The organism is Collinsella sp. CLA-ER-H8 (assembly GCF_040092335.1).
Classification (GTDB): domain Bacteria; phylum Actinomycetota; class Coriobacteriia; order Coriobacteriales; family Coriobacteriaceae; genus Collinsella.
In genome coordinates this window covers 142,903-159,151 of sequence record NZ_JBBNLU010000005.1, presented here as the reverse complement: position 1 = coordinate 159,151, position 16,249 = coordinate 142,903, and the positions used below count along the sequence as shown (strand labels likewise).

Below are 16,249 nucleotides of genomic sequence, written 5' to 3'. Positions count from 1 at the left end.
GGTCTTCAGTTTCTTTAGTACATAGATATACGACAACTGAGGACATCATAAGCCGTTATCTCAAAAGTTATGGAAATATCGATTTGGCGTTATCGCCGAGAGGGGATTTAAGATGGGCAGACAATACGACGAGGCGTTGATTGGCGCCATCTCCGGTCGCTCGTTTATAACCGAGAAGAGGGGGCTCGAGGTTCAAATTCGTCCGGTTCCTGATGATGAAAGAGAGCATGTGCTTGACCCACGAATTCTCGAGGTATCTCGCAAGAAGATGCGGAATGTTAGCATGTCTCCGAGCTGGACGAGCCTTATTGGAATGCGCCATCGCCCGGATAAGCCGACATACCGCCTACTCGATGGTGAGGTTCAGCGCGATGAGATCCTCATGGAGGCGGCCGATCGCTATATAGATTTATTCGTCTGGACGCCACCAAATCATAAGAAGGCAAGTCCAGCGCTTGTTTACCTGCATGGCGGCGCGTTTATGGCGGGGAATGTTCTGCAATTTGAACATCAGCTCGAGTTCATCGCCGAAAAGTCTGGTGCAGTGGTGGTTTATCCAGAATACCGCTTGGCGCCGGAGACGGCATTTCCCGGGCAGATCGAGGATTGCGTTCTTGCTCTTGATTATGTGTGCGAGCATGCCGGGGATCTCGGAATCAATCCTCATAAAATAATGGTCGCCGGCGACTCCGCAGGAGGAAGCCTTACTAATGCGTGTGTTCAGCTCAGGGGTGCTGGAGCTGTAGCCCATGCCTTCGAAATCTATCCTGAAGTCGACCTTGCGGGCGAACAGGGCGAGGGATATGAGGATTTTCCTGCGATAGCCGATCAAGAGGACGTTGCGCGTTTTCGCATCGACCATCTTCGCGATTCGGACGGCCCGATGGTCGAACTTTGTGCACACGGAAAAATGTCTCCTCATGACCCGTTGATTTCTGCGCTAATGCTTGAGGACTGCACTGATTTCCCCCCGGTGACTATCGTGACATCCGAATACGATCCGCTTCGTATCCCCGATGAAAAATGGGCTACAAAATTACGGTCTTCAGGAATCGATGTCGAGGTCATCGAATATGCCGGATGTGACCATGGTTTCTTCGATCATTTTGGCGTGTACCCGCAATCGGAAGACGTGTGTTTGTTGATGGCTGAGAAGCTTAAAGAAATGGCTGCACAATAACGTCTCTCGGCGATAAGGGACTGAAGTCGCCTGTGTTTCTGCATTCGTGGTTCTCAGTCTGATTAAAAATGAGGCTTGCTCCTTGCCCGAGTGGGTGGGGAGCAGTTTGTTTTTTGTAGCGATGCGAGGCGAGTGCCGCGCACTTTAGATCGCCATTTTGCTTCGCTGTATACCACTTGACGTAATAAAAGAGGCAAGGGCGGTGCGAGGGCCAACAGTCATTCTAAGCTCGGATTCGTATTCTAAAAAGGTTGTTTCGGTTGCGCGGTACAATATAGCAAAAAAGAATGATAAAATGAATTCGAAAAAGAATTCATTTTTAGGAGGTATGTATGCCTGCTTTGCAGATGCTCGACAACCTTGTTCCAATTAGCGATTTCAGCCACGGTAAGGGCTCGGCTGCATTTTCGAAGGTTGGGGACGACAATCCTGTTGTGGTTCTCAAACACAACAAGCCAGCGTTTGTGATTGTTACACCCGATGAATATAGGGAAGCGAAGCAAGCGGAGGAGGACCTCACCTTGTTAACGTTGGCGCTTAAGAGAATGGCTGTGGCAAGTGACGATGCGCTTGTTTCCCTGTCTGATGTTATGGAAGAGCTGGGTGTGAGCCAGGACGAACTCGATCAGATGGATGAGGTCGAGTTTGAATGAGTGGGTACGAAGTCGCTTTCTACCCGGATGCTCTCAAGGATATTAAGCGTCTGGACGGCTCCCAACGAAAGATCGTCCTTAAGGCTATAGAAAAAATCAGAACGAACCCATTGCCGCAGAACGAAGGTGGATTCGGCAAGCCTCTTGGAAACAAGGCAGGTACGGATTTGACTGGCTTTATGAAGATCAAGCTCAGGGGAAGTGGCATTCGAATCGTGTACCGCCTCATCAGAATTAAAGAAAAGATGGCCATCGTAGTGGTAGGCGCTCGCGAAGACATGGAAGTCTACCGAACTGCTCAGAGACGAGAACTCGATTTCGAGAAATGGGCGGAAGAGAATATCTAGCTTTAACGATGAACGACGAGTGAGCGTTGGTGGGGCCCTGACGAATTAGATTCGTCAGGGTTTTTCGCTGAACCAATTGCCTTCAGCCTCCGTTGACCTTTCCTTCCAATTCATCAGCCAACGTACGTCATGGCAATCCCCGGTAGGTCGCAGGGCGCTTCGCGGGCGGGCCAGGCTTTATCTGAACGACTTTGCGAAGCAACCGGAGTGAAGATAAAGCCTGGCCCGCCCGCGAAGCGCCACAAAGACCGCAGGGACGGGAGCAGCTATACTACTCTCAGTAGTTAAGGGTCGCGGATCCGCCGCGTCGCCGCTCTCAACAGGAGGTCTTTGTTTATGGCAGATCAAAAGCCGGTTGTCGGGATTATCATGGGTTCCAAGTCCGATCTGGGCGTTATGGAAGGCTGCACCGCCGAGCTCGAGGCGCTGGGTGTGCCCTATGAGCTTGTCATTGCGAGCGCACACCGCACGCCGGCGAAGGTCCACGAGTGGGCTTCGACTGCTGCCGATCGCGGTATCAAGGTGATTATCGCCGCCGCTGGCAAGGCCGCTCACCTGGGTGGTGTCGTGGCTGCCTTTACGCCGCTGCCGGTTATCGGCGTGCCTATGAAGACGAGTGACCTGGGCGGTATGGATTCGCTGCTGTCGATGGTGCAGATGCCTTCGGGCGTGCCCGTGGCCTGCGTTGCCATCAACGGCGCCAAGAACGCCGCCATCTACGCCACGCAGATTCTAGGCGCTTGCGACCCCGAGTACCGCAAGGTTATCGAGAAGATGAAGCAGGAGATGGCCGACGCCTAGGCGTTCCGCCGTTTCGCCGCAGTATAAGGAGAGCCATGTCCGACTATCAGGGAAAACGATTCAAGGCTTCTCAGATCCCCGATCCGTCCAAGCCGAGTGCTGCCCATGGGGCACAGCAGGGTCGGACATCCTCTCCTCAGCAGCCGCGCGCGCCGCGCCCCGTGACGCCGGCGACGCATCGTCGACAGGACGCGCCAGCCGCATATCGACCTTCATCTTATAGCAACGCTAAGAAGCCGCCCCGGTCTTCATCGCATGCCGCGCCGTCGGATTACACCGAGCCGCCGCGCAAAAAGCGCCGCTCCATTATTCCCATTCTGCTCATCATCATCGGCATCGGCCTGATTGTTGCCGCCGCTGCCATCTTTATCAATGCTCAGATTGGCTATAAGCAGGCAAGCGATTCGTACCAGAAAATCGAGAAGCAATATGTAAGCGATAAGGACGCCAGCGGCGTGCCGATTATCGACTTCGATGCACTTGCCCAGACAAATCCCGAGGTTGTGGGTTGGATTTACGCGCCGGGAACCAACATCAACTATCCCGTGGTGCAGACCAATAACAACTCCAAATACCTCAACACGCTGTTTGACGGTACGTCCAATGCATCGGGTGCGATCTTCTTGGACAGCGACGACACCGCGCCGGGAATGGTTGACCAGCAGACCACGATCTACGGCCACCACATGAATGACGGGTCGATGTTCAACGTGATTTCGGACACCACTGATCAGGCAACGTTCGATAGCATCGAGTTCGTGTATTACATCACACGGGATGCTACGTATAAACTGCGACCACTGGCGACCAAAGTTGTCGAGGACACGTATGCCAAGGCGCGCACGACCAATTTTGAGGGCGACGACGGGCTCAAGAACTACCTGTCCGAGATGCTCGACGGGGCTTCTGCCGTGGCGAGTGATGCCACCGATCGTGCTGCTTCGGCAACCAAGGTCGTAACGCTTGTGACCTGTCGTTCGTTATCGCTGAGCAACACGCGTGCCGTCATGGTGCTCACGCCGGTCGAGGAATAAGTTGTTCGAGAGTAGCTAAAAAGCCCCGTTCCAAATTGGCTACTCGACGACGGTAAGGGAGAAATGATGCTCGAGAATGGCAAAACGATGCCTTCGGTTGATGCTTGGCTGCGCGAGGCCAAGGCCGATTCGTCGGCACCTGCGTGCGGTATGTATCTGACACATAACGGTGTGGTGCGCGCGACGCCCAAGGCCGAGGCGCGCGGTGTCGAGACCGATGGCGTGGCGCCGGGCCACAAGGTGGGCGGCATGGTGTTCGGCTTCGATGCTCAGAAGGTGCAGGCTGCTATCGAGGCCACGAGCGCGATGCCGGGTATCGGCTATGTGCGCGTGTGGCTGGCAAGCGGCGAACTCGCCGTGGGTGACGACATCATGCTCGTGCTCATCGGCGGGGACATTCGCCCGCACGTGGTCGATGCGCTGCAGGCGCTCGTTGGCACCATCAAGAACGAATGTGTGAGTGAGGTCGAGCGCGAGGCGTAGAGGCTTGCGTCGATAGAAGACTCGTTTATAAAAATGCCCGCCGGTACGTGTGATACCGGCGGGCATTTTGCGTTTTGGACGCGGTTGGCGCTACACGCGCGTCGCATCCTTGGGGCTCATGGTCATGCTCTGGAAGCGATTCTCCATAAAGTCATTATCGAAGTACTTGCCGTAGAACTGCGCAACGGGAATATCCGGTTCCGTGCCGTTGACGCGCTGATACCAATAATCGAGCGACTGCAGCGTCATAACGCCATCGACCAGCATAATGATGGTGAAGATGACAGTAGCCGAGTAGCGACTCTTCCACGGAATCATGTTGATGAGCTTGAGCAGCCTCGGCAGCAGCAGCTTGATCCAGATGAGTCCGCCCAGGCCCCACAGGCAGGCAAAGCCCGTGCAGGTACGTCCGCCGGTAAGGACGGCGAGCGGATCGGGCATGCCAAAGAGCTTCATATGCGAGTAGCTCCACGAGACTACGCCAAACGAGGTCTGCATAAACCAGCCCACGAACACTTCAAAGCTTGCGCCGAGCACAGCGCTTACCAGGAAAATGATGATGGGGTTCTTTTTGTAGAAGCGGTTGAGCACCATGGTCATGAGCACGGCGCCAAATCCGTAGATGGGGCTGAAGGGGCCAAACAGCATGCCGGCGCGGTTCTGGTAGACGCCCGGGTCGTCGACCGTCATGTGCCAGATGTCCTCGGCGATCAGGCCGAGTATGCAGCAGACAAAGAATACCCAGAACAGGTTGAAGTAGTTGAGCTTGATGTAGCCTTCGCCGGTCTCATCGCGGCCGAGCATACCCTCGTCGGCGGCGTCGCGATCGAGCATCTCCTGCAGTCGGCGCTGCAGCTCGCGCTCCTGACGAAGCGTGGGGTCGACGGTGGCCGAAAGCGCGACGAGGATGCCGAGTTGGATGGCGGGGCGCAGCAAGAACGGCCCGATACCCTGGAGCATCACGTCGACCAAAAGCTCGACGACGGTAAATGCGATAAGGATGTAGGACAGGCGGGCGGCGTTGCGGCGCTGGTTCTTGATGAGGTCCAGGCCAAAGATGATCAGGATGACGGCACTGGCAGCCGAGAGCATGATGCCGGCGACGATAAGGCCGACTGCGACGAGCGTGTTGTCGCCAAGTTTGTCGACGGCGTTGCCGTTGATGAGCGCGGTAATGACCTGCCACATAAAGGCGCCGACCGACGGGAGCGTGCCCACGCCGGAAAGGATGCACAGGACGGCGTACACCTTAATGATGAGGGGGATCTTCTTGACCTCCGTGGCGCTGGGGACGCTGGGGTCGAGTTCGTTTCGATCCATACATAACCTTTCTCGTTTTGCTGTAGGTACAAGGATACGCCGCCGACCTGCTAAAAGACAGGACAAACGACCCAATTGCAGCAATGTAAGCCCTAACGGCGGGCGAGACGCGTCGCGACGGAAGCATGCGGGATCGTCGGTCCCGAGGCGCCTGCCCAATAAAATGTTTGGCTGCAAAACGGATTATAAGCTCGGTGGGCTTTTAAAAAGCGCTGTTCATGCGCGGGAGTGCTTGTCTTGCCGTGCGTATAATAGGGCAGGTAACGCCAAATAACGAGGCTCTGAGGGGATGCCATGTCTCAAGAAACCATCCGCGCGGCCGAGCGTGCCGCGGGACAGGTGAAGACCATGTCGACGTATGATCCGGACTCCGACCAGCTGCATGAGGAATGCGGCATTTTTGGTGTGTGGGCACCCGATCGCGATGTGGCTCGACTGACGTACTTTGGTCTGCGCGCGCTACAGCATCGCGGCCAGGAATCGGCGGGAATCGCCGTGGGTGATGGCGGCACGGTTATGGTCCGCAAGGACCTGGGACTGCTCGACCGCGTGTTCTCCAACGCCGACCTGTCGACACTCTCCGGCCAGCTGGCCGTGGGCCACGTGCGCTATGGCACCGCCGGCGCCAAGAGCTGGGAAGCCTCGCAGCCGCACCTTTCCACCATCAACAGCGTCATTATCGCGCTTGCTCACAACGGCACTCTGGTCAACACCGACGAGCTGCGCCGCCAGCTGATCGAGCTGGGCGTGCCGTTCCTCTCCAATTCGGATTCCGAGGTCGCGACCAAGCTTATCGGCTACTTTACCCAGCGTACGGGCCACCTGCGCGAGGGCATTCGCAAGACCATGGAGCTTGTGCGCGGCGGCTACGCCATGACGCTCATCAACGAGCAGGCGCTCTACGCATTCCGCGATCCGCACGGCATTCGCCCGCTCGTGCTGGGCAAGCTGGTGGACGAGGGCCTGGACCAGGCCGATGCCGCATCCGTTTCGCAGCTGCCGTCGCAGGACGGTGCCGCGACGGTCGACTCCGCCGTCCATGTCACGCGCGCCGACGGCTGGGTCGTCGCCTCCGAGACGTGCGCGCTCGATATCGTGGGCGCCGAGTACGTCCGTGACGTCCGTCCCGGCGAGATCTTGCGCATCAGCGCCGAGGGTCTGGTGTCCGAGCAGGGCGTGCCTGCCGCCGAAGAGCCCGCAAACTGCATCTTTGAGCAGGTCTACTTTGCCCGCCCCGACTCCATCATGAACGGCAAGAGCGTCTATGCCTGCCGTTATGACATGGGTCGTCAGCTGGCACACGAGGAGCCCGTCGAGGCTGACCTGGTCATCGGCGTGCCCGACTCCGGCCTGCCGCCCGCGGAGGGGTATTCGCACGAGAGCGGTATTCCCTTTGGCGAGGGCCTTATCAAGAACCGCTACGTGGGCCGTACGTTTATTGAGCCTACGCAGGAGTTGCGCGCCATGGGCGTGCGTATGAAACTCAACCCGCTGCGCGACAACATCGAGGGCAAGCGCCTGGTCGTCATCGACGACTCCATCGTGCGCGGCACCACCATGGTGCAGCTCGTCAAGATGCTACGCAACGCTGGCGCCAAGGAGATTCATATCCGCATCAACTCACCCGAGGTCATCTGGCCGTGCTTCTACGGTATCGATACCGACGTGCAGTCGCAGCTTATCAGCGCCAACAAGACGGTCGACGAGATTTGCGAGTATATCGGCGCCGATTCGCTGGCCTTCCTTTCGGTCGAGGGCCTGCTTAAGGTCATGCCCAAGGGCGGTTACTGCGATGCGTGCTTTACCGGCCGCTACCCCGTGGCGATTCCCGAGAGTTTTGGCCGCGACAAGTTCATGGAGGGCTTTAAGCCCCGCAACCTGGACAAGCCGTTGCACTTTGATGACGACGCCGTGGTCGAGAAATACGACGACCGCAGCTGGGAAGAGAAGCACGGTGAGGCCTAAAACCTGCCATGTGGGGATAGGTTTATTTTGGTAGGTTTTACCTGCTGTTTTGTTGATTGAGCGGCGCGCGTTGTTATGGCGCGCGCCGAAATGAACGCAACTATGAGCACCGTTTGGCGCCCGCGCGGCGGACGGTAGTGGGAGAGGAAGGCTCAGATGAGCGACAGCAAGCATGTGACGTATGAGGATGCCGGCGTCGATACCGCCGAGGGCGGCCGTGCCGTCGACGCGATTAAGCAGATGGTTAAGGACACCAATCGCCCCGAGGTTATCGGCGGCATCGGCGGCTTCGGTGGTCTGTTCTCGGCCGCCGCGCTTAAGGATATGGAAGACCCGATTCTGATTAGCGGTACCGACGGCGTGGGCACCAAGCTCGTGCTCGCCCAGATTATGGACCGTCACGAGACGGTGGGCCAGGACCTGGTTGCTATGTGCGTCAACGACATTTTGGCTTCGGGCGCCGAGCCGCTGTTCTTCCTGGACTACGTTGCCATCGGTCACATCGAGGCCGAGCACATGGCAAAGATCATCAAGGGTGTGGCCGACGGCTGCAAGCTCGCGGGCTGCGCGCTCGTGGGCGGCGAGATGGCCGAGCACCCAGGCGTTATGGCTCCTGCCGACTACGACCTTGCCGGATTTACCGTGGGCGTCGTCGACCGTCCCAAGATGCTCGACCCCGCGAACGTCCGCCCCGGCGACGTGATCCTGGGCCTGCCTTCCACTGGCGTGCACTCCAACGGCTACTCGCTCGTGCGCAAGGTCATTGGCGTCGACGGCATTAAGCCGGGCACGCCCGAGGCCGCCGCTAAGGCCGAGGAGCTGAGCCGTCCGCTCGAGGAACTCGGCGGCGCATCGCTGGCAGACGCCCTGCTGGCTCCCACGCGCATCTACGTCAAGCCGATTCTGGAGCTGCTGCGCGGCGGCGCCAACGTGCACGCTATCGCCCACATCACTGGCGGCGGTATTACCGAGAACCTCAACCGCGCGCTTGCCGACGACGTCGACGCCGTGGTCACCCGCAACGGCGCCGAGATGGGTTGGGACGTTCCGCCCGTCATCACCTACGTGTCGCGCCAGGCCGAGCTCGCGCCCAACGAGGCATGCAAGACCTTCAACATGGGCGTTGGCCTGTGCCTGATCGTCGCCCCCGAGGACGAGGCTGCCGTGACCGAGGCCCTGGTCGCGCTGGGCGAGAAGCCGTTCCGCGTGGGCGAGTGCGTCGAGGGCTCCGGTAAGGTCGTGTACTCCGATGAGCGCTAACGAGCAGATGACTGCTGCCGAGGGCCTGGATTTTGTGCCCTATACCCGTCCGACCGGTACCGATACGGCCGAGCCGCTCAAGATCGGTGTGCTCATCAGCGGTTCGGGTACCAACCTGCAGGCGCTGATCGATCTGATCGCTGCCGGCAAACTCAACGCTTCGATTGAGCTTGTGGTGTCGAGCCGTCCTTCGGCTAAGGGTTTGCAGCGCGCTGAGCGCGCGGACATCCAGACGCTCACGCTGTCTAAGGATGTCTACGCCGACCCCATCGCCGCCGACGAGATCATCGCGCACGAACTGCTCGAACGCGGCTGCGAGTATGTGGTCATGGCCGGCTACATGCGCATGGTGCACACGCCGCTGCTGGCGGCGTTTCCCAACCGCGTGGTCAACTTGCATCCGGCGCTGCTGCCGAGCTTTACCGGTGCGCATGCGATTGACGATGCCTTTGCGCGCGGCGTCAAGGTAACTGGCGTGACCGTGCATTTTGCCAACGAGATCTACGACAACGGTCCCATCATCGCCCAGCGTGCGCTGGCTGTTGAGGAGGGCTGGGATGTCGACACGCTCGAGGAGCACATCCACGCGATTGAGCACGTGCTGTATCCCGAGGTCGTGCAAATGCTCGCCGACGGCCGCGTCCACGTGCTGGAGAGCGGCAAGGTCGCAATTGACGCGCCTCGCGGCTAGCGGCGCACAGTACAATTTAGCCGAGTAGTCAGGGTGGTCATTGGCGCCAAGGCGCACGTGGCCACCCTTTGTTTTGGGTAGTCACCTGCGACGTTCTTTAACGACTAGTCATTTAAGAACGTCCCCGATGGCTAGGTGAGAGAGAGGTGAGCGCATGGCGGATAACGAAGCGCTGTTTACGCCTGAGCTGGTGTTTTTTGATTGGGAGTGTGCGACGCCGGATGAGGTGTTCGCGCGGCTTGAGGGCGAGCTTGCACCACGTGGCTACATTGCATCCGGTTGGCTCGACGCCGTCCGCACGCGTGAAGATGCCTATCCCACGGGCCTTGCCATGCCGGCGGCCAACATCGCTATCCCGCACACCGACCCGGGGTTTGTGGCCAAGCCCTATATCGCGGTGGTGAAGCCCGCCGCGCCCGTGACATTTAACGCTATGGCTGGCATGGGCGCTCCGGTGCCGGCGCAGATCGTCATTAATCTGGGCATTGCCGAGCCGGGCGGCCAAGTCGAGGCCCTGCAAGCGCTCATGAACATCTTTATGGGCGCCGATGCCGCAGCCGACGTGCTCGGCCAGACCACGCCCCAGGGTATGGTCGACGCCATCCGCCGCCACTTCTAAGGTGGGGCTGAGTCGGCACTTGGGGGACGTTCCTTTTCTGTCGGCACTTGGGGGACTGTCCCTAACTGCCGGCACATAAAGAACGTCCCCAACTGCCAAGTGCCGCATCTGCCCCCTTTGCACCAAAATGGTGCAGATTAACCTGCCCCCAATGTACCAAGCGTGCCGCGGGGGCCGCGTTGTGACACAATGGCGTTTGTTCGATTCGTTATGCGAAAGGCCGACTATGGCAAATAAGAAAAAGAACTCCGAGGCCGCGCCGACGCCCGAGCAGCAGGCTCGCGCTGCCTCCAGCTCTCGCAAGAAGCAGCGCAAGACGTACGTGTCTAAGACCGTCAAGATCGTCCTGGTGGTCATCGGCGTGCTGGCGATGCTGCTTTCCGTCTCGGCGATGGCGTGCTCCGGCCTTATGTCGCGGGCTGAGGACACCTCGGGCTACAAGCTGACCGGCGGTGTTGCTGCTACTATCAACGGCACCAACCTCACCGAGGACACCGTGACCAAGCAGATCATGAGCATGCGCACGTCCTACGGCTACACCAAGGACAAGGACTGGGCGCAGTATCTGGTCGACAACGACCTCACGCCCAAGAAGTACCGCAAGCAACTCATCGACTCCTACACGCAGCAGATTCTGCTTCAACAGGCACAGAAGGAGAACGGCGTGACGGTGTCGGATGAGGAGGTCGAGAAGGCTTGGAAGGACGCGTGCAAGAGCGCGGGCGGTGCCAAGGCCTTTAAGAAGACCCTCAAGACCTACGGCTATACCGAGGACACCTACAAGGACTCGCTCAAGGAGAGTCTGGCGCAGCAGAAACTCAAGGATGCGGTAGCGCCCACAAGCAAGCCCAAGGACAGCGAGATTGTCGATTACATCAACGAAAACCTGTCCAGCTACAACGATGCCCGACGCTCGTCGAACATCCTGATCAAGGTTGATTCCGACGCTTCCGACGAGGACAAGGCTGCCGCCAAGGCCAAGGCGCAGGAGTGCCTGGACAAGATCAACTCCGGTGAGCTGAGCTTTGAGGACGCCGTTGAGCAGTACTCCGAGGACACAGGTTCCAAGGAGAAGAAGGGCGATGTGGGCTGGGATAAGCTCACCACCTTTGTCGACAGCTACCAGACGGCGCTCGAGGGACTCAACAAGGGCGACGTGAGCGAAGTCGTCGAGTCGACCTATGGCTACCACATCATCAAGTGCACCGACTACTTCCATGTCGATAATCAGGTTGATGACATCAACCAGGTGCCCAAGGACATCAAAAAGTACGTCTCCAACGTGGTGAAGACGCAGGCGGCCAGCACCGCGTACAGCGAGTGGCTGGAGCAGTACAAGAAGGATGCCGACATCACCGTCAACCCCATGCCCAAGGACGTACCCTATAACGTGAGTCTGAAGGGCGTCACCAAGAGCTCGACCGACGATTCGTCGACGACTGAGTAATCATGGGGCGGTGCTCGCGCGAGCGCCGCCCACGCTATTAGAGAGGATTTGCAGATGACCAACGAAGAGCTGCAGAAGGAAATGATCGCGGCCATGAAGGCCAAGGACAAGGTTCGCCTGTCCATCATTCGCCAGGTTAAGGCCGAGGTGAAGAATATCGAGGTCAACGAGCGCCGCGACGTGACCGAGGAAGACGTCAACAGCATGATTAAGCGTCTGATTAAGCAGACGAGTGAGACGCTGGAGATGTCCATCAAGGCCGGCACCGACCAGGAGCGTACCGACAACCTGAACGAGCAGGTCAAGATTCTGGAGAGCCTGCTGCCCGCGCAGGTTTCGGGCGAGGAGCTCGAGGCTCTGATCGAGCAGGTTATCGCCGAGCTGGGCGCTACGTCCAAGAAGCAGATGGGCCAGGTCATGGGTGCACTCGGCAAGGCCACCGGCGGCAACTTCGACAAGCCGGCCGCGGCAAAGATCGTCGGAGCAAAGCTTGCGTAAGGGCCGAGCGGTACACAGTTGAGGCTGAGGGGGCGTGACCATTGCGGTCGCGCCCCTTTTTTGCTGGGCGGTGCTCATTGGGGACAGGCTTAAATGAGTGCCCAATGAGCGGGTACTCATTTAAACCTGTCCCCAATGAGTGGGTGGAAGGTTGCGGGTTCTTTACGGGAATGTAGTGTGGGCTGCGGAAACGCGGTTCTTTCCGTACAATAGTTCAACTCGTGTAAACGCAGGGAAGGGACATTCATGGCAGACATGATCGAGATCAAGCATCTCAACAAGTACTTTGGCGACCTGCATGTGCTCAAAGATATCAATCTCACCGTCAAGCGCGGCGAGAAGCTCGTAATGATCGGGCCTTCCGGCTCGGGTAAGTCGACGCTCATCCGTTGCGTCGATTATCTGGAGGAGCCCACGTCGGGCGAGGTCGTCATCGACGGTACGCCGCTCACCAAAAAGAATCACCTGGAGATGGCTCGCAAGTATAGTTCCATGGTGTTTCAGCAGTTCAACCTGTATCCCAACATGACGGTGCTCGGCAACCTGACGCTCGCGCCCATCAAGCTGCAAAAGAAGAGCAAGGAGGAGGCGACCGAGGTCGCCATCGCCGCGCTCAAGCGCGTCGGCATGGCGCATAAGGCCGGCGAGTATCCGCAGAACCTCTCGGGCGGTCAGCAGCAGCGCATCGCCATCGCCCGTGCCCTGTGCACCAAGCAGCCTATTATCCTGTTTGACGAGCCGACCTCGGCGCTCGACCCCGAGATGGTCCAGGAGGTTCTGGACGTTATGATTGAGCTCGCGCAGGAGGACATCACCATGATCTGCGTGACGCACGAGATGGGCTTTGCGCGCCAGGTGGCCGACCGCGTCATCTTTATGGAGGACGGCCGCATCCTGGAGGAGGGTACGCCCGAGCACTTCTTCGATAACCCCGAGAACCCGCGTTGCCGCGAGTTCCTGTCCAAGATTCTGCACTAGGCGCGGTGATGGACATGACGGATATGACGAGGGCGGCCGTGTCGCGCCGTCACTTTTTGAAGCTGGCGGGCGCCGGTATGCTTGCGCTGACGGGGTCCGCGCTTACCGGTTGCGGCAACTCCACCAGCGGCGAGGGCTCCGACAAGGGGTCCAAGCTTGCGGCCATCAAGTCGCGTGGCCATCTGAATGCCGGCGTTAAGAAGGACGTTCCCGGCTATGGCTATTACGACACCGCCAAGGGCCGCTTTGAGGGCATGGAAGTCGATTTGTGCTACCAGATCGCCGCTGCCGTCTTTGGCGTGAGCTACAAGGAGGCCCGCGCCCAGGAGCTTGTCGAGTTTACCGACGTAACGCCCAAGACGCGCGGCCCGCTGATCGATAACGGCCAACTTGACGTTGTCGCGGCGACTTACACCATCACCGACGAGCGCAAGAAGAGCTGGGATTTCTCGACGCCGTACCGCACCGACTACGTGGGACTCATGGTCAAGAAGCGTTCGGGCTTTACCTCGATTGAGGATCTGGATGGCAAGGTCATTGGTGTGAGCCAGGGTGCCACCACGCAGGGCCTGATCGAGCAGATGATCAAGGACAACGGCTTTAGCTGCAAGCCCGAGTTTAGGGCCTTTAGCGGCTATCCCATCATCAAGAGTTCGCTCGACGCCGGCAATATCGACGTCTTTGCCATGGACCGCTCCACGCTGGCCGGTTACATGAACGAGACCGTTGAGCTGCTGCAGCCCGAGGTCAAGTTTGGCGAGCAGGGCTACGGCGTGGCGACCAAGAAGGGCTGCGACCTTTCGGCCGTGGTCGATCAGGTGATTTGCGATCGCCTGGCCGACGGCTGGCTCGACCAAGAGGTCAAGACCTGGGGTCTTGTATAGGCGCATCGTCCAAGGAAGGAATCAAATGCTCGAAGGATTATTTGACGCCGACCGTTGGTCGACGACATTTCAAAACATGGGGCCCTTCTGGGAGGGCTTTGGCGTGACGCTACAGGTAGTCGTTGCCGGTCTGCTGCTGTCGCTGGTGCTGGGCACGCTACTGGGCGTGTTCTCTACCACTCGCTCGCGCGTGCTGCGCGCCATAAGCCGCGTGTACGTGGAGTTTTACCAGAACACCCCGTTGCCCGTGCAGGTGCTCTTTATGTACATGGCCGGTCCGCAGTTTTTGCAGGCCATAACCGGTGCCGACCAGCCGGTGCGCATTGCGCCGTTCGTGCTGGGCTTCTTGGGTGTGGGCCTGTATCACGCGGCCTACATTTCGGAGGTCATCCGCACTGGTATCGAGGCAGTTCCGCGCGGCCAGATGGAGGCGGCCCAGAGCCAGGGCTTCACCCGTGCGCAGGCATACTGGTACATCGTGCTGCCCCAGACATTCAAGATCATTCTGCCGCCGCTGTGTAACCAGGCGCTCAACCTGGTCAAGAACACGTCGGTGCTGGCGCTCGTGGCCGGCGGCGACCTTATGTACCGTTCCGACAACTTTGTGAGTCTGTACGGTTACCTGCAGGGATACATCGTCTGCTGCCTTATGTACTTCATCATCTGCTTTCCGCTCGCCATGCTGGTGCAGTGGCTCGAGCGCCGCTCCAAGGAGCGTCCGCGCGGCGTGAGCCTGGCCGAGCTGGGGCTCGACAACGTAGAGGAGGCCTAGCGCATGGAAATCTTCAACGCGACCAACCTGCTCTACATTTGGGGCGGCTTTGTTAAGACAATCGAGATCTCGGCGCTGTCGATCTTTTTCTCGCTCATCTTTGGCACGGTGCTGGCGCTCGTTAAGAGCTATGCGCCCCGCCCGTTCCGTATTTTGGTGAGCGCCTATATCGAGCTGTTCCGTTGCACGCCAAACCTGCTGTGGATCCTGTTTATCTACTTTACGGTGCAGGGTTTGGACATTGTGATTTCGACCATCGCCTTTACGCTGTTTACCAGCGCTGTTATGGCCGAGATTGTGCGCGGCGGCCTCAACTCGATTCCGCGTGGCCAGTTTGAGGCAGCGCAGAGCCAGGGCTTTGGCTTCTTTGCCACCATGCGCTACATCATTCTGCCGCAGACGTTTAAGACGATCATTCCGGCGCTGTTTAGCCAGTGCACGACCGTCATTAAGGACAGCTCGTATCTTTCGGGCATTAACGTGGCCGAGCTCATGTACACGGCAAATGTCGTGATGGCCCACGCGATCGACCTGTCGCAGGTTCTTATGCTCTACGGCCTGGTGTTTGCGATGTACTTTGTGCTCAACTTTGGTATCTCGCTGCTGGTGAGAGCTTATCAGAGGCGAATGGTGGCAGCGTAGAATGTGGCAAAGGGACAGCCCCTTTGTCACATAGAGAAAGGAATCGCGATGAGCGATCTGGAGAACAAGAAGAATCCTGTGGTCATTACCATCGCGCGCGACTTTGGCGCCGAGGGCCACGAGATTGGTCGCATGCTTGCCGACGAGTTGGGGATTCCGCTGTACGATAACGAGCTGCTGGTGCGTGCGTCGCTGCGCGCGGGCGAGTCGCTCGATAAGATGGCCGCCTACGACGAGCGCCTGGCCGTGGAGAACATGGCGTTTCTGCCCGACCGTTACGATGCACGCTCGTACTCGGACAAGTTGTTCCAAAAGATGAGCCAGGTGATTTTGGATCTGGGTGAGACCGAGAGCTGCATTATCGAAGGTCGCCTGTCCGATTACCTGTTGCGTAACAACCCCAACCACATTGCCGTGCTGGTGACCGCACCCTTTGAGGACCGCGTCGAGATCGTGCGCAAGAAGCGCGGCCTCAACAAAAAGAAGGGTGCCAAGCTGGTCAAGCAGCAGCAGAAGGCGCGCGAGGCGTTCTATAAGCGCTACAGTGCCGGCAAGTGGAAGATGACGAGCGGCAAGGATATCGTCGTCAACCGCGCCAAGCTGGGCCGCGAGGGCTGCAAGGATGTCATCGCCGCAGCCTACCGCTACAAGGCAGCGCAGCTCGAAGGCTAGCCG

At 58.7% G+C, this 16,249-nt stretch carries 18 protein-coding genes; 17 read left to right on the top strand and 1 reads right to left on the bottom strand.

Translation table 11 applies throughout. The features are described 5' to 3' along the window. Positions 1–112 precede the first annotated feature (112 nt). The 6 genes from AAAX72_RS04985 to AAAX72_RS04960 all read left to right on the top strand — a co-directional run bounded on the left by AAAX72_RS04985 (position 113) and on the right by AAAX72_RS04960 (position 4,498). Positions 113–1,180 (top strand): alpha/beta hydrolase, encoded by a 1,068-nt coding sequence (locus AAAX72_RS04985; RefSeq protein ID WP_055287608.1) that lies wholly within the window; start codon positions 113–115, stop codon positions 1,178–1,180. Positions 1,181–1,512: 332 nt separating this feature from the next. Continuing rightward, positions 1,513–1,833 (top strand): type II toxin-antitoxin system prevent-host-death family antitoxin, encoded by a 321-nt coding sequence (locus AAAX72_RS04980; protein ID WP_055287606.1) that lies wholly within the window; start codon positions 1,513–1,515, stop codon positions 1,831–1,833. After that, entirely contained in the window at positions 1,830–2,180 is a 351-nt protein-coding gene (locus AAAX72_RS04975) for a toxin RelE (protein WP_006235811.1), read from the top strand. The genes AAAX72_RS04980 and AAAX72_RS04975 overlap by 4 nt, the downstream gene beginning before the upstream one ends. Before the next feature lie 336 nt (positions 2,181–2,516). Beyond that, a complete protein-coding gene (purE, locus tag AAAX72_RS04970) occupies positions 2,517–2,981 on the top strand; it encodes a 5-(carboxyamino)imidazole ribonucleotide mutase (RefSeq protein WP_006235810.1) in 465 nt (154 codons plus the stop codon). A 35-nt stretch (positions 2,982–3,016) separates the two neighbouring features. Beyond that, on the top strand, positions 3,017–4,015 hold the full coding sequence (locus AAAX72_RS04965) for a sortase (protein ID WP_349104374.1): 999 nt from the start codon (positions 3,017–3,019) through the stop codon (positions 4,013–4,015). Between the two features lie 66 nt (positions 4,016–4,081). Continuing rightward, positions 4,082–4,498, top strand: coding sequence for a molybdenum cofactor biosynthesis protein MoaE (locus AAAX72_RS04960; protein WP_055285387.1), 417 nt, complete (start codon positions 4,082–4,084; stop codon positions 4,496–4,498). A gap of 90 nt (positions 4,499–4,588) precedes the next feature. On the opposite strand, the gene AAAX72_RS04955 is transcribed toward AAAX72_RS04960, so the two are convergent. Beyond that, the gene (locus AAAX72_RS04955) at positions 4,589–5,818 is read right to left on the bottom strand and encodes a putative ABC transporter permease (RefSeq protein WP_349104372.1); all 1,230 of its coding nucleotides are present in this window, start codon (positions 5,816–5,818) and stop codon (positions 4,589–4,591) included. 294 nt (positions 5,819–6,112) lie between these two features. Here AAAX72_RS04955 and purF point away from each other — a divergent pair, with 294 nt between their 5' ends. The 11 genes from purF to AAAX72_RS04900 all read left to right on the top strand — a co-directional run bounded on the left by purF (position 6,113) and on the right by AAAX72_RS04900 (position 16,246). Next, entirely contained in the window at positions 6,113–7,783 is a 1,671-nt protein-coding gene (gene purF / locus AAAX72_RS04950; protein WP_349104369.1) for an amidophosphoribosyltransferase, read from the top strand. A 156-nt stretch (positions 7,784–7,939) separates the two neighbouring features. Next, positions 7,940–9,043: a phosphoribosylformylglycinamidine cyclo-ligase gene (gene purM / locus AAAX72_RS04945; RefSeq protein ID WP_055251557.1), complete on the top strand. Its 1,104-nt coding sequence runs from the start codon at positions 7,940–7,942 to the stop codon at positions 9,041–9,043. Continuing rightward, the gene (gene purN / locus AAAX72_RS04940) at positions 9,033–9,734 is read left to right on the top strand and encodes a phosphoribosylglycinamide formyltransferase (RefSeq protein ID WP_349104366.1); all 702 of its coding nucleotides are present in this window, start codon (positions 9,033–9,035) and stop codon (positions 9,732–9,734) included. The genes purM and purN overlap by 11 nt, the downstream gene beginning before the upstream one ends. Before the next feature lie 154 nt (positions 9,735–9,888). Then, entirely contained in the window at positions 9,889–10,353 is a 465-nt protein-coding gene (locus AAAX72_RS04935) for a PTS sugar transporter subunit IIA (protein ID WP_195193289.1), read from the top strand. 226 nt (positions 10,354–10,579) lie between these two features. Beyond that, positions 10,580–11,800 carry a peptidylprolyl isomerase gene (locus AAAX72_RS04930; RefSeq protein WP_349104363.1) on the top strand — a complete coding sequence of 407 codons (1,221 nt, stop codon included), beginning with the start codon at positions 10,580–10,582 and terminating at the stop codon, positions 11,798–11,800. Positions 11,801–11,854: 54 nt separating this feature from the next. Then, the gene (locus tag AAAX72_RS04925; protein WP_349104360.1) at positions 11,855–12,298 is read left to right on the top strand and encodes a GatB/YqeY domain-containing protein; all 444 of its coding nucleotides are present in this window, start codon (positions 11,855–11,857) and stop codon (positions 12,296–12,298) included. A gap of 246 nt (positions 12,299–12,544) precedes the next feature. Beyond that, complete coding sequence (locus tag AAAX72_RS04920; protein ID WP_349087578.1) at positions 12,545–13,276, top strand: amino acid ABC transporter ATP-binding protein; 732 nt, start codon at positions 12,545–12,547, stop codon at positions 13,274–13,276. 8 nt (positions 13,277–13,284) lie between these two features. Then, a complete protein-coding gene (locus AAAX72_RS04915; protein WP_349104358.1) occupies positions 13,285–14,160 on the top strand; it encodes a transporter substrate-binding domain-containing protein in 876 nt (291 codons plus the stop codon). A 25-nt stretch (positions 14,161–14,185) separates the two neighbouring features. Continuing rightward, entirely contained in the window at positions 14,186–14,932 is a 747-nt protein-coding gene (locus tag AAAX72_RS04910) for an amino acid ABC transporter permease (protein ID WP_035136546.1), read from the top strand. A 3-nt stretch (positions 14,933–14,935) separates the two neighbouring features. Further along, on the top strand, positions 14,936–15,574 hold the full coding sequence (locus tag AAAX72_RS04905; protein ID WP_006235796.1) for an amino acid ABC transporter permease: 639 nt from the start codon (positions 14,936–14,938) through the stop codon (positions 15,572–15,574). A 48-nt stretch (positions 15,575–15,622) separates the two neighbouring features. Continuing rightward, complete coding sequence (locus AAAX72_RS04900) at positions 15,623–16,246, top strand: cytidylate kinase-like family protein (RefSeq protein ID WP_195239942.1); 624 nt, start codon at positions 15,623–15,625, stop codon at positions 16,244–16,246. Positions 16,247–16,249 lie beyond the last annotated feature (3 nt).